This window comes from Ignavibacteria bacterium (assembly GCA_025612375.1).
Lineage (GTDB): Bacteria > Bacteroidota > Ignavibacteria > Ignavibacteriales > SURF-24 > JAAXKN01.
In genome coordinates, this window is sequence record JAAXKN010000003.1 from 94,560 (window position 1) to 109,161 (window position 14,602).

General features: G+C 43.6%; 8 protein-coding genes. All 8 read right to left on the reverse strand.

Annotated features, from left to right (window positions below):
* Nucleotides 1-34: 34 nt before the first annotated feature.
* Entirely contained in the window at nt 35-1,420 is a 1,386-nt protein-coding gene (locus HF312_03615) for a GWxTD domain-containing protein (protein ID MCU7519276.1), read from the reverse strand.
* A 260-nt stretch (nt 1,421-1,680) separates the two neighbouring features.
* Nucleotides 1,681-2,712 carry a PorV/PorQ family protein gene (locus tag HF312_03620; protein MCU7519277.1) on the reverse strand — a complete coding sequence of 344 codons (1,032 nt, stop codon included), beginning with the start codon at nt 2,710-2,712 and terminating at the stop codon, nt 1,681-1,683.
* A gap of 16 nt (nt 2,713-2,728) precedes the next feature.
* Nucleotides 2,729-6,064, reverse strand: coding sequence for a hypothetical protein (locus HF312_03625; GenBank protein ID MCU7519278.1), 3,336 nt, complete (start codon nt 6,062-6,064; stop codon nt 2,729-2,731).
* 50 nt (nt 6,065-6,114) lie between these two features.
* Complete coding sequence (locus HF312_03630; protein ID MCU7519279.1) at nt 6,115-9,108, reverse strand: TonB-dependent receptor; 2,994 nt, start codon at nt 9,106-9,108, stop codon at nt 6,115-6,117.
* A 618-nt stretch (nt 9,109-9,726) separates the two neighbouring features.
* Nucleotides 9,727-10,047: a thioredoxin gene (trxA, locus tag HF312_03635; GenBank protein MCU7519280.1), complete on the reverse strand. Its 321-nt coding sequence runs from the start codon at nt 10,045-10,047 to the stop codon at nt 9,727-9,729.
* 52 nt (nt 10,048-10,099) lie between these two features.
* Nucleotides 10,100-11,242: an acyl-CoA dehydrogenase gene (locus HF312_03640; protein ID MCU7519281.1), complete on the reverse strand. Its 1,143-nt coding sequence runs from the start codon at nt 11,240-11,242 to the stop codon at nt 10,100-10,102.
* A gap of 91 nt (nt 11,243-11,333) precedes the next feature.
* Nucleotides 11,334-12,137 carry an SDR family oxidoreductase gene (locus HF312_03645; GenBank protein MCU7519282.1) on the reverse strand — a complete coding sequence of 268 codons (804 nt, stop codon included), beginning with the start codon at nt 12,135-12,137 and terminating at the stop codon, nt 11,334-11,336.
* A 164-nt stretch (nt 12,138-12,301) separates the two neighbouring features.
* On the reverse strand, nt 12,302-14,602 hold a 2,301-nt coding region (gene dnaE / locus HF312_03650; GenBank protein MCU7519283.1), incomplete at its 5' end, for a DNA polymerase III subunit alpha.

Below are 14,602 nucleotides of genomic sequence, written 5' to 3' on the forward strand. Positions count from 1 at the left end.
AGCATTATGTAAGAATAGTTTAGCCTTAAAAGAACTATTCGGCTGTAACAATTCTTCTTGACCAGTTATCGTCTCTCAGTTCACCGCGTTTGGTTGAATGGAGAAGCTGGTAGTCTGAGAATCCTGAAACATCACCGAAGACGAAAATGACGCCGCCTTCGATCTGGTTATAGTGCCAGATTTCATAAGGCTTTTTATCGAGGTCGCTGGGGTATCTGTCTATTTCATCAGGTTCCCCGTAAAGGACAAGCACTCTGCCGCGGTCGGTCTTCATTCCCTTTCGGTTAATAGTACCGTACCTTTCGTTTGCAAGCCTGACCCTGTTCATGTACTGGTTCTTAAATTCGTTTTCAGGTGTTGCAGGGTCCTGGTCTCTTTTTTTCCAGAACTGGAAAAGGAAATCTCTTTTGGCTTCAACGTTGTCGAGTTTGCCGTACTGCGAAGTTTCGTTGCCTGAGGCAATATATTTGCAGATTTCGAACATCTGGTCGCACTCTTCGCTGCTAAGGACGCCGAATTCGCTTCCAAGCATATCGGTTTTTCCAGCCACCTGCTTAAATGTATCGACTACAGATGGATTATAGACGTAAAATCTTTTTGAGGAAGAGATTCCATAATTGCCTGCGCTGTCTATTGCATCTATAATGAGTGTATATGTATCGGTTGGATACTTTGTAAGGTTTAGAGTACCTACGTCCACTCTTGAGAGGCTTCCGCGTGTAATGGGTTTTACTTTTTCATTTAATTTATAACCCTTGCTGTTAACCAGGAGTGTATGCAGCTTGAGGTTGCCCTTAAGTGAATCCTGCATCATATTATAGATTTCAGTATAATAGAACAGTACCGGTACGCCCTCGCCGAAGATCATAGTAGGGTTCGGCTGGACTTCCAGTGTATTCTTATAGAAAATTGAATTTGAATCCGCATTTTCCTGCCTGATATTGGACGATAGTTCGATATCGCTTAAGGACAGATTGCCCCCGATGAGGGGTTCGACCTTAATAGTTTCAACTATCAACTTCGTTTTGTTCTTATTAACGGCATCCTGCCCCGATACCACGCATTTAAAGACACCGCGCGGGATAACAAGGCCCACGACGCCGATGAGGTTTTTGTTCATTCCTGCCTTTGAGGTATCTCTTACAGCATTTTCAATCTTCCAGTCCTTGTTAAGCACGACCTTATTAGCCACGGTATCGGTAATCTCAATGTGTAAAGTTGCCCCGACAAAATGAGCCGTGTCTTTCCTGTACAAAGTCAGCTGGCTTTGCCCGAAGGAATAATAAAACTCGACATAATTCGACACGCTGTCGTAGCCGAACCTGGCGTAATCAAAATCAAAATTTAACTTGCCCTGTGCATAGCTCTGACCCCAGAAAGAAAGAACAAACAAGATTGCTATGAGTTGGATTTTTTTCATACATATCCCTTTTATTACTAAGATTGCATTTATCTGCTTTAAATAGGTAGGAACAGAACTCTTAGTACAAAGATTTTAGTGATTATAAATAATTTTATATTCTTGTACAGCTAAAATATCAAAAAGTTCTAAAAAAAACAGGGATTATTCAATTCCCTACCCTGGATGTGTAAAGTGGGATAAATGTGCAGATTCCATTTAAAACAACAATGCCCCCAAATAGAGGGGGCATTGCTGCAAATTAAGAGGTAATGATTCTGTTAAAATCCGAATGAAACCGAAAATACATGGTTTGCATTAAAGAATTTTGTCTGTCTAAATGCATAGTCAAACTTGAAATCAAAACCGTCGGCCTGATAATTTAATCCTGCACCGGCAGTAGGACCGAAAGTTACGTCGTCTCTGTTGATGTCAGAAACGTAGGCATAACCGCCGCGTACGAAGAATAAGTTATTGAAGCCGTATTCAGCACCAACCTTGTACTCATCGCCATAGAAGTTGGTATTCTGGAAAGAAGATGACAGCTGCAGAGCGTTTTCGCTGTTGATGTCATACTTGTATCCAAGTCCCAACTCTAAGGTTGAAGGGAGTTCAAAAGGTGCAGAAGTCATTTTATAATACTGTTCACCTCTGAGCAGTTCTGAGGAAGAGCCTTTAACATAGAGGCCCGGACCGTCGTACTGCATCTGAGGACCGATGTTTTTCATGACTACAGCAAAGCTTAAACCGCTGATGTTACCAAGGTTCTGGTAAGAAATACCAACGTTAAAGGCATAGCCGGTAGCGCTTACACGGTCGATCTTTTCAGAGATATAGTTTGCAGTTAAACCAACAGCAATTCTGTCGCTCAGCATTCTTGAATAAGTAACGCCGAGTGTCAGGAACTGAGGTGTAAAAGTCTGGCCTGTACCATCAGGGTTATCAACAGTAGTAGTCTGGATATCACCGATATTAAGGCCCTTAATAGAAAGACCAAGAGCGCCAAGACCTTCAATGTTAGTTGAAACTGCACCGTAAGAAACACCGATATCGGCGATGTAACTCATCTGTGAGAGCATAACATTGGTTGTATTCTGAGCTCTTGAAAGGTTGGCCGGATTCCAGTAAATGGCTTCCGGGCCTGTTGCATTTGTCAAAGTAGCGCCACCCATAGCAATACCGCGTGTACCGACAGGTATTAATAATTGGGCAGCACCAGCAGTACCATTACGGTTGCCGCCTCCCGCATAGACAGACTGTGCAGCCGCGAGGACTAAAAGCAATAAAACTAAACTAATTTTTATATTCTTCATTTTGTTCTCCTTTTAACTAAAATCTGTCTAAGATTTGTTGTTCTTGGATAACAGCTACTTTTAATATTTTGGTTTTGCCTAATTCCGGCATGTCTACGTATACAATATAGAGACCGCTGGCAACCGGAAGGCCTGATTCTGTAGCTAAATCCCATCTTTGGAATTGATCAGGAGAATCTTTTCTAATCGTTCTGACTAATTGTCCGGCTAAGTTAAAGATTCTGATTGTAGCGCTCTGCGGCAAATGGCTGAACGTTACAAATCTCTGATATTTGTTTAACTCCTGAGAGTTAGCACCGTAATACGGATTCGGGAACACATTTATCTTCTCAACGTCTGCTTTAGCATATTCCGAGCTAACTTCGACAGTCTTTGAAGTAAATGTCCATGAATCAGCTGGAAGATTAATATGGTTTACGAATAATGCCAATTCATCCTTTCCTGACCAAGGAGCATCATAACGCCTGTCCACTGTAGACCAATAAAGCATTGGAGATACGCCACTGCCAGTTGCAGGGCCGGCCAATTCAGGATCAGGTGTTTCTTTATAATCAGTATCATAGATAAAGAACCATTCTCTCGGACTGTCGTCAGCGGTATTGCTTGCACCAACCGGAGGCCAGTATTTGCCATCAACAGTTCCATTAGGCATATTATTTTCAAGATAGCCTATTGCAAGTCTTCTTGGATGTGCAGGATCCTCAACATCGTAAGCTGCAAACGGGAAGTTCTTCTTGAAATCCTGATATGCCCAGCCTCCGACCTTATTGGTAATAAATTCACCAAAGGCAGGGTTTGCAAGGTCTTTGTTAGCCTTACGAACGAACCTGTAGGCATAGGATACATCCGGATCATTTTGATCAAGTACATTTCCAAGTGAATCTACTTGGGCTAACTTGAGTACAACGTTCTTCAAGTTTGAAGCAGGCACAGTTGAACCATAATCCAAGCCCATACCCATAGCTCCCTGGAAGCCTTCCAGACCAAAGCCATTTGCACCCGACCATGTAAACTGACGTTTTCCGGCAGTTACATTCCATCCCCACAAGCTGGCATCGTCAGTTGTGTTTGGATCGTCTGACTTCATACCTTCAGGAGGGCCGAGCACTTTAATAATTAAGCCGTCAAATGTCAGCAGAGAATCGCTGGTACCTGCCTGGTCGAGTTTATGGAAAATCTTGACCTGATGAGGAGTTGTTGACATATCAGTTAAAGTCCAGGCATTGCGCAGCTCATTAGCCTGAACAGAATCCTTAGTTTCGGCATAAAGAGCCTTATTAAAGACTCTGATGGTATCAAAGGTTACCTGATAGGTGTGTCCATTCACCTTGGCAGGATCAACAACAGTAGCAATAACTGAACCATCACTCTTTCCGCCGGTTCTTGTAACAGGAAGAAGTTCACCGTAAGATGAATTGTATTTTACACCTGGGTTCGGAGCATGAGGAACGATTGTAATAGGTGCAAGTGAACTTTCCAGGTTATTTGGAACAGCTTCCTTATCCGGATTATATGCATAGGCTGTTACAGCATAGTAATATTTCTTGCCGTTGACAAGAGGCTGACCTGTAATGTAGTCTTTTTCGAGCTTAAGTGTTCTAACAATTCCGGTATTGTTACCGAACTGTTTAACGACAGGTAAGAGAAGACCGCTCTTAGGATCTACTTCGTTATCCAGAATAAGTTTTACTGTATCCGGACTGCCATCCTCTAAAGTTGCAACGTCATACGTAAAGAGTCTTATAGCTTCGTTACGGCCTGAGTTAGCTCTTGGAAGCTGGTAGACATTATAACCCTGGAACTTGTAACCCTCTTTATTGTGGGCTTCTGTTTCAGCTACCTGATCCAGGTGAGCGCCCCAGTTAAGGTCAATTTCCTGATCGAGCTCAGTAACATCAACCATAGGAGCCCTTGGAGCTGAAGGAAGAACGAAGAATTTATCGTATGCTTCCTGTGCTTTCTTGTCGTAATTCTTCAGAGTCTTAAGAGCATCGATATAGCTCTGGCCTGAACCAGGGCCGCCTGCTGCCATCTGAGCAACCACGATTTCCTGAGTATCGCCAACGGCCATAGTAAACGGGCCCGAAGACATACCGAATCTGCGGTCATCCGGATCGAAGAGTTTACCATCAAGGTAGCCTGTTCCGGCAATAGGATCGCCTGAAAGAGGGAACTTAGTAACACCGCCGCCTAAATCGGCCGGAATCGGAAAATATTCATCCTTAGTACTCATCTGGCCCTGAAGAAGCCTGTAAAAAGCTTTTGTACCGGTTTCATAATAAGGACCAAGATCAGGATCTGAGTAAGTATCGCTGCCATTGATGAAATAGTAGAAAGCTGTCATAGGGAGGTTTTTCTTTCCCGGAACTTTCTTTCCATTAAAGATAGCAGTATCTGTAGCGGTACCTGCAACAACAGGGCCCTGGAAGAAGTCAAATCCTGCTGCAGGAGGATAGTCGCCGTATACTTTATCATATCCCTTACCATTGTAAATAAAGGCAAGGCTTAAGGTAGTATCGCATCCGGCAAGGTCATCTGTAGCATCGCCAAGATCAGGGTCACTCCACATAGACACGTACATATCTTTTACGTTATTAGTACCCTTGTTAATGATCTTATATTTTCTAAAGAGCATGTTACCAAGGGCGCCGCCCATATTATAACCCCAGACTGTCGTCTGGCATTCAAGGCCGATCGGTTCTGAACCATATAAAGATTTGACAGTGCTTCTATCGAAATCGTTGTTAACATACCAGATAGTCTGATCTGCACCGGGTACGCCCGGGATATCGACATTAGGATCGTACTTTCCGTCGCCATTGACGTCCTCGTAAGGAGCGCCGAGGTCTGCCGGCCAGGTCATCCAGTCGTTATCGTACTGAGCACGGATATCAGCTTCACTTCCTTCTCCGTCAGCCATTTCAGTGGTCATACCACCGGTCTTATAGTCTCTTCTTACTCTGTAAATGTGGACACTTGGATCTCCCGGATCCTGAGGAGTGCCATTAATAACAGCGCCAGGAAGGACACCGCTCTGGTAGGTTGAACCACCGACGCGGATGTTGTCGCCTACTTTACCGCCCCAAACGAAACCTGACTGGAAGAACGCAGTTTTGCCGCTTCCTTTAGGATAGACAAAGCCTGAGTTTCCGAGGTTGTCGAGGTCAGAAGAGCCATCATTAATAAACCAGGTAGCAATCTGGTTAATATTAAATTTTGTTGATGACGGCGTACCGTTTGTTTTTCTTAGCGGGCGTTTACTGCCTTTAGATACGCCTTCGGCGTATACCTGTGCTGTAAATCCGGCTAACAGCAATAATATACTTATGAATTTTATAAGCTTATGATTCATATTTTTTAAAAACTCCTATCAATATTTGTTTTGTAAAAATAAATCAGAAATTAGTATTCTAATCTAATTCCTAATCTAATTTGACGAGGAGGACCATAGAACAAGGGTGACGTCTGTAACTGTGTTGAAGCATCCTGATATTGTTCATAGTAATCGATATACATTGCCTTATAAAGGTCTACGTACTGCTGGCCATAGTTGCTGATTTTCTTACCTGAAAGAGTAGGATCATTAATGTAGCCATCATCTGTAGTAGAACCTGTTCTCAAGAATACGTTCTCAATATTTCTCGCGTCAAATAAATTAATCACCTGTACATAGATATTAGCTGACAACTTGTCATACAGTTTTACAGTTTTGTCAACACGCATGTCAACCTGGAATACTGATGGAGTTGTTGACGAGTTAAGGGGTTCAACCGGGTATCTGTTTCTTGCATCGCCTTCGAGGTCCGGGCCGCCAAGACCACGTGTATATGGATGGCCGCTGTTGTAGGACATAAGCAAAGAAACGCCGAAGTTATGCAATAATGCCGGGCCGTCATCGTCACCAAAACGATAGTCAACATTCAGGTTTGCTCTAAGAGCATTGTTAAAGTCAAGGGGAGAGATATATTTAGGAACAAATACAACTCCGTCAACCGGTGCTCCAACCATACCGCGGTTAGAGTTCGGTGATGAGCCAGTACCCTGTGCATCCTGGAATGCTACAGTTCCGTTAAGAGCGATTCTCTCATATCTGCGCATTGTAAAGGTCATTTCCAGACCCTTGGTTGTAGCAAAGTCACCGTTGGCCAAGGTGTTGTAAGCCTTATAAGGTGAGGTTTTGTCAACCATCTGCTGATAGAAAATTACCTGATCTTTAACATCTTTGTAGTAACCGGTAATGTCTAAAGACATGAAATCGGTTAACTGCTGTGTAAAACCTAATTCGTACTGAGTTGTACGTGTAGGTTTAATATATTTACCAACAGGGTTTGTAAAGAAGAATCCGTACCTGAGTTCATAACCGGTTCTTCCGTAGCCCTGATACATATCGAGACCTCTGGTCTGCTGAACGAATTTTCCATACTGAGCATGGAATACAGTTTTATCAGTAACCGGGAAAGAGAAGCCCAAGCGGGGGCTGAATTCGCTGAATACAGGAACGTCGTCCCAGCCTGATTCAATCAATTCACCGTTTGTTTTGTTGATTGAGAGTTCAGGTTTTGCAGGATTGACCATTTTCTTGTTATCTACATCAAAATAGTCATATCTTACGCCAAGATTTAAGACGAGGTCTTCATATTCAATTTTATCCTGGATATAACCGCTGGCAAAAATAGGTTTGTGCGCAGCTTCCATACCGGCATCAGTCTTGTTGCCCCATACATCATAACCATAGTTGTTAACACCGGCGCCAACCAGAAGGCTTTTCTGAATTTCGGCAAGGTTAGCATTCGGATCTTTTGACAGGTCTTCAGCGATTGTACGGGCAAAGGTATTCTGTCCGCCAACACCTGACCAGTTTCTGAGTGTGTACTGCTGGAATTCACCGCCCAATTTAATTGAGTGATTCTTGCCAGGGTTCCATGAGAGGTTGCCATTGAATGTAATGCCGGTTCTGTCGTTCTTTGAATAATTGACAGCAGTTCCGCCATCACCAGTAAAAGCAATACCCATAATGCTTCTGATAGCAGGAGGGGTATAAGCACCCATTCTTGACTCATACTGCTGATCATTTGCGCTTCTTTCCCACACATAACCAACAGCTGCGTTTTTGGCGCTATCGCCATAAGCCCAGAAGTTATCTTTAAGATAAGGATCCTGTGTTACACTGTTCTGAATGTAATAACCACCGGAAAGTTCATAGAACATGTTGCTGCTAAGAACGTGTGTCAATTTAACATTAAAGGTACCATTATTGACCAGGTTCTCGCCTAGTCTCTTGTTCATAAAACCTGATACAGGATATCCGCCTATGTCAGTTCTCTGGTTTGTATATGTACCAGAAAGTCTGATCATGATAGGAGTGAAATCCATATTCAATGTACCGGTGTAAGTTGTCCATTCCTGTGCTGCGCCGTAAGTTGCGCCTGCAGGAACAACCAGGTTGACTGAATCGCCGCTTTCTTTATCAACAATAGATCCAATATTTACACCCGGATAGGGCTGAGGGTTAGGATCTCTTCTAAAGTTATAGTCAACGTTACCAAAGAATTTGAATCTCTGGTCGAAAACAGGACCACTTAAGACTGCGCTCATTTCATTATAACCGTACCAGTAAGCGCCTAATCTTTTTTTACCGTCAAAAGCATCTTTGCCGCTCTTGAATGAAATATTATCTGTGATATATTCAAGGCTGGCCTTCATCTGAGATCCACCGGATTTAAGCTGCTGGCGAACGATACCAGAGTTGGCACCGCCGAATTCAGCAGTATAACCACCGGCCTGCACCTGAATTTCTTCGATAGCATCCTGTGATATTGAAACTGCACGACCGCCAGTCATCGGGTTTGTGATTGAAACGCCTTCAAGGTAATAACCAACTTCGTCAATACGGCCGCCGCGGATAAACACTGCATTATCTTTTAAGACAACGCCTGCGGTAAGACCGACGATGTTGTTGACGCCTCTGACCGGCAATGCATTGATATCATCGCTGGTAGTGATACGAACTGCGTTCGTATTATCTTTATTAACCAGAGGCTTGGGAGCAATAATTGTGATTGTTCCCACAGAAATGCCTTCAGCAGGAAGCTGGAAGTTCATTTCTGTTGTCAGGTCTGCATTAACTCTGACGTTTGATATTGTTACGGTTTGATAACCGATAAATGAAGATTTCAGTGTATAAGCACCTGCTTCCAGATTCTGGATCTGGAATTCTCCATTAACGTCTGTGGAACCGCCCTGTGATGTCCCTTCAACAATCACGTTGGCTCCGATCAAGGGTTCGCCTGATTGCAAGTCAGTTACTTTACCCTTAATCTTTCCTTTTGTCCCTGCAAAGACCAGCATAGGCAAAAGGAGCATTAAAAATAAATAGTAAAATAATTTTCGCTGCATACTACTCTCCTAATTTGTTTAATTAACCTAAGGATATAATTACCTCATTACCGAAATTTTCAGATTTGACCGACCTCCAAAATTTGTTATAAATGATATTTTATAAGTATATAAATGCAATCACCGCGACAGAGAGAGTACACCTCTCCCTACTGGGTAAAACAGAAGAATAAATTAGCATCGTATCTAAGTGTTGACAAGCAGGATCTGTTCCTGAAGCATCTAGACTTGAACCCCTCAAACTACATGCAAGACAAACTCTGAATGCGTGTAAAATGCATTCACACGAATCTGGAAAATAATTTAATAAAAAAAAGAAAAAAACAAAATCAATAATAGAAAAAGCAACCGGTATCACTCCCGTCCGGGAACTTTTGCGGCCCGGTGGAGTAACAAGGGTTACGGATTCTCATATTTAATAATTTTCGAGCCCTGATTCTTAAAACGCAAAAGTAATTAAATGTACCGTCTAACGCAACATGATTGTGGAACTTTGAACGTTTTTTTTTAGTGCATAATTCCGGTACCTTTTTCCTACCATAAGTTAATGAATATTTTTGAAAAGAAACAATACTTTCGTGAATAAATATTCATCATAAAAAAAAAGAAAAGCCCTGCTTAAAGCAGAGCCTTTACTTTCTGTTGGAACTGCCCCTTAGGAACAGCGCCGATAATTGTATCGACAACTTTTCCCCCTTTGAGGAACAGGACAGTAGGTATACTCCTTACGCCGTACTTGATTGCCGTCTGCTGATTCTCATCAACGTCGAGCTTTCCGACCTTAAGTTTACCTTCGTACTCACCGGCCAGTTCTTCTATAATAGGAGCGATCATTCTGCATGGTCCGCACCAGGTGGCCCAGAAGTCAACCACTACGGGTAGAGGTGATTCCAAAACCTCACTTGAAAAGTTCGCATCAGTAAATTGAAGCGGTTTCATTAGTCTCTCTCCATTTCGTAATTAATAATTTCCAGTATAAATAATCTAAATATTACATTGCTCCGTTTCTCTTCAGTACATCACGGGCAATAATGCCCTTCTGAATTTCATTTGTGCCTTCAAAGATCCTGTTGATACGTGAATCCCTGTAGAATCTTTCGATAGGCAGTTCACGCGAGTATCCCATGCCGCCATGGATCTGAACAGCATGATCTGCAATTTTGTCAAGTGATTCAGAGCAAAAATACTTGACTATTGCGCTCTGGCGTGAAATATTTTTCTTGAGGTCGTAATCCACGGCAGTACGGTATACAATGGATTCCATGTTGTATATGAGTATTGCCATTTCAGCCAGCATGAACTGGACCGCCTGGAAGTTGCTTATTGAAGTGTCGAACTGTTCCCTTTCCTTTGCATATTTTGTGGACATAGCGAGCAGTTCCTTTGCAGCACCGAGGCAGGCAGCGCCCAGGCCTAAGCGGCCGGCGTCAAGAGTTTTCATTGCTATTAAGAAGCCGCGTCCTTCCTGCCCGATCATGTTTTCTTTGGGCACTCTGACGTTGTCGAAAGTAATAGCGTTTGTAGTACTTCCCTTTATTCCCATTTTCTTTTCCGAAGGACCAGCCTGGAAACCGGGAGTACTTGTTTCAACTGCAAAGGCAGTTATACCTTTTGGTGTACGGGCAAAAACTGAAACAATGTCGGCAATGCCGCCGTTTGTAATCCAGAGTTTGTCGCCATTAATAACCCATTCGTCGCCATCCTGGCAGGCTTTAGTCTTAAGGTTGAAAGAATCGCTTCCTGCCTGTGGTTCAGTAAGGCAGAAGGCACCGATTTTCTCACCCTTAGCAAGGGGCACAACATATTTTTGTTTGAGCTCCTCGGAACCGCCCAGATAAATTGCGTTTGTTCCGATGGACTGATGCGCACCGATAAAAGTAGCAGTTGACATACAGCCGCGTGCAATTTCTTCCTGAGCTATACAGTAACCAACTTCACCAAATCCCGAGCCGCCGTACTCTTCAGGCATAGAAACGCCGAGCACGCCGATTTCAGCAAGCTTATTTATTAAATCGCGCGGAATTTTCTCTTCAGCATCAATTTTTGAAGCAATTGGTTTGATCTCATTATTTGTAAAATCCCTGACCATCTCACGCAGCATCTGCTGCTCTTCGGTAAAACTAAATTCAAACATGATTCAATTAACCCTGATTAATTTATTTTATTGTTTATTAGTGTGAGCCTAATCTATATATAGCATACCAGTGGCGACTAACTTACACTTCTCAGGCAAATGGTTTACAGACTTTCTCGCCCATATAATTAACTACATATTCCCCGCCGTCGACGCGGATTGTATTGCCGGAGATCCAGCCAGCGTTTTCTTCACAAAGAAGCGCAATAGCATGGCCTATCTCTTCAGGAACGGTAAGTTTACCCATCGGATTTTTCAGTTTTGCTGATTCAAGCATTTTGTCACTTCCGGGGATTTTCTTCAGAGCCGGAGTATCTGTTACGCCAGCCATAATTGCATTGGCTGTAACCTTCATGAAGCCAAGTTCAACAGCTATCTGGCGAATGTGCGCCTCGAGGGCAGCCTTTGCAGCTGAGACGGCGCCGTAGTTTGGAATTACTGTTTCTGAACCGGCACTTGTAAGTGCGAAAATCCTGCCGCCTTCGGCCAGGAGGTTTCTGGATACCAGGCCCTGTGTCCAGTAAACGAGGCTGTGAGCCATAACGTCGAGTGTCATAGTCATGGAAGCCTGTGTTACAGCCTGGTCAGGATTCTTTGCAAAGTAGGGCCTCAGTGTTCCGAAAGCCATGGAGTGGACGAGCACTCTGACCTTTTCCTTTGTTTCAGAAGCTCTTTCCTGAAGTTCATCCAGGACCTCTTCCCTTTTAATCGGATCGGCGCCATTTATGTTAAAGAAAACCGCCCTCTGGCCTGTCTTTTCAATTTTCTTTATAACCTGTTGAACATTAGGCATTGTAACCTGTCTGTCCAGATGTATACCAATAATATTATATCCCTGTTTTGCCAATTCAACAGCTGTTGCACCGCCGAAGCCGCTTGATGCCCCAAGAATCAATGCCCAGTATTTTTCATTAGTCTTTTTTGTTTCCAACTTATATCCTTTCTTCGTTAATTCGTAAAATATGATTCACATAATACAAAATTAGAATTTGTTATTCAATAAGCCTTAAGGCAGATGGTTCCCCTGCCCGGGGGCAGTTAAGGCTATTGTTGTGAATACTATGTACAATATAGAATACTGTCCTCACCAAGCAATTCCAAAAGAGAATGAGCAAGCTCATCGCAAATTTTCACCCTGTAATTCTTCAGGTGAAAGAGCCTTGGCTTTTCACCGTTATTAACTACGTGAAGGATGACAGGGATATTGCCCTGTGATTTTTCCAGTATCTTCTTTAATTTAATTATTATTTCCGGAGTAGAAAACTTCTCCTGGTCAATTACAACCTTGAGGCTTTTTGTAAACTGTGCTTTTGTAACCTCCAGGGGCATAGCGTTTTCTATCTGCAGTTTTATAGCATCGCCGCTGCTTTCAGGGCGCCCCACGAGAAGAACAGTAGCCTCCTCAGAAATATACTTCCCGATTTTTTCAAAAGTCGACCCGAAGACGACGCACTCGCAGGAGCCTGAAAGGTCATCGAGCGAAAAAAATGCCATGGTTTTCCCCGAGCGGTCAATTTTTGTCTTCAGTCCCGTAACAACGCCAATTGCGCGGACCTGCTCAACATTCTCAAGAGTTTCTGTTTCTCCCAGGAAGACAGTTGCAAATGACCTGTATTCAAGCTCGTACTTTCTTAAAGGGTGGTCAGTAAGATAGAAGCCCAGGACCTCCCTTTCTTTTGAAAGTTCTTCCTTGGAAGTCCAGTTTTCGACCTCAGGCAGCGGGGGCTCGGGTATTGCAACCTCCTCCATGTTTCCGCCTCCAAAAAGGCTGTCCGTAATGCTGAACTTGGAATTTTTTACTTTGCTGCCGAATTCAAGTGCCATTTCGACGGCTGCAATGTTCTGCGCCCTGGTGCCTGAAAGTTTATCCAGTGCACCAGCAAGTATGAGGCCTTCGAGAGCCCTTTTATTAACCGTTCTTGTATCGACGTTTGCACAAAGGTCGAATATGCTTGTAAAATTACGCCCCAGTTCCTCTCTTTTTTTCTTAATTTCTTCAACGGCGCCAATACCCACGTTCTTAATAGCGCACATACCAAAGAGGATCTTACCGTCGATGACGTCAAAATACACTGAAGGCATATTAACATCAGGGCAGAGCACCTCGATCTTAAGTTTGCGGCAGTCTTCAAGGAAGGTTGTAACCTTGTCCGTATTGCCGACTTCATTTGTAAGGTTTGCAGCCAGGAATTCAGCCGGGTAATGGGCCTTAAGGTAAGCCGTCTGATAAGCAACGACGCTGTAGGCCACAGCATGGCTTTTATTGAAGCCATAATTTGCAAATTTATCGATGGCGTCAAAAATTTCAGAGGCTGTTTTTTCAGCAATATTGTTTTTAACGGCACCTGCGACAAACTTTACCTTCTGTTCCTTCATTGCCTGAAGGTCCTTCTTACCCATAGCGCGGCGCAGTAAATCAGCCTCAGCCAGCGTCATTCCGGCTGCCCGGTTTGCAATCTGCATTACCTGTTCCTGATAGACAATGATGCCATAGGTTTCCTTGAGCATAGGCTCAAGGACGGGGTGGAGGTATACGGTCTCTGCCAGGCCGTGCTTTCTTTTAATAAAGTCGTCAATAAACTCCATAGGGCCCGGACGGTAAAGGGCGTTCATGGCTGAAAGGTCTTTGACTGTTGTGGGCTTCAGCTTTTTAAGGTACTCCCTCATGGGGCCGCTTTCAAACTGGAATACGGAAGTGGTCTGTCCCTTGGCAAAAAGAGCAAAAGTTTTTTCGTCATCCAGAGGAATGTCATCCGGATTTATTTCAACATTATGCGTCTTTTTTATGAGGTCAATAGCATCCTGAATGATCGTAAGTGTACGGAGCCCGAGGAAGTCCATCTTGAGGAGCCCCGTTGTGTCAAGCTCCTTCATGTTGTACTGTGTAACCAGGTCGCTTGAGTTTCCGGGAGTAGCCAGGGGGACGAAGTTACTCACGTCGCCCGGTGAAATAACGACGCCTGCGGCATGCTTTGAGGAGTTACGGTTCATACCCTCAAGTATCTTTGCGTACTTTATGAGTTCAAGTATCTTGGGATCCCTTGATTCATTTACCCATTTAAGTTCGGGTACCTCGGCAAGTGCCTGTTCGATTGAATAAACCTTGCCGAATTTAGAAGGTATAAACTTAGTAATTGAGCTAACCACAGAAATTGGTATCTGCAGCACTCTTGCCACGTCGCGTAAAACGGCTTTAGAAGAAAGCCTGTTAAAAGTAACGATCTGGCATACAGAGCTTTCGCCGTACTTTTCCTTCACGTATTCAATTACGCGTTCGCGCTTGGAGTCGGCGAAGTCCACGTCGATATCAGGCATGGACTTTCTGGCCGGGTTCAAGAATCGTTCAAACAGGAGGTCAAA

What these genes read in the sequence shown, in the direction of transcription:
- HF312_03615 (MCU7519276.1), bottom strand. Translation starts at nt 1,420, where the DNA reads ATGAAAAAAATCCAACTCATAGCAATCTTGTTTGTTCTTTCTTTCTGG.
- HF312_03620 (MCU7519277.1), bottom strand. Translation starts at nt 2,712, where the DNA reads ATGAAGAATATAAAAATTAGTTTAGTTTTATTGCTTTTAGTCCTCGCG.
- HF312_03625 (MCU7519278.1), bottom strand. Translation starts at nt 6,064, where the DNA reads ATGAATCATAAGCTTATAAAATTCATAAGTATATTATTGCTGTTAGCC.
- HF312_03630 (MCU7519279.1), bottom strand. Translation starts at nt 9,108, where the DNA reads ATGCAGCGAAAATTATTTTACTATTTATTTTTAATGCTCCTTTTGCCT.
- trxA (MCU7519280.1), bottom strand. Translation starts at nt 10,047, where the DNA reads ATGAAACCGCTTCAATTTACTGATGCGAACTTTTCAAGTGAGGTTTTG.
- HF312_03640 (MCU7519281.1), bottom strand. Translation starts at nt 11,242, where the DNA reads ATGTTTGAATTTAGTTTTACCGAAGAGCAGCAGATGCTGCGTGAGATG.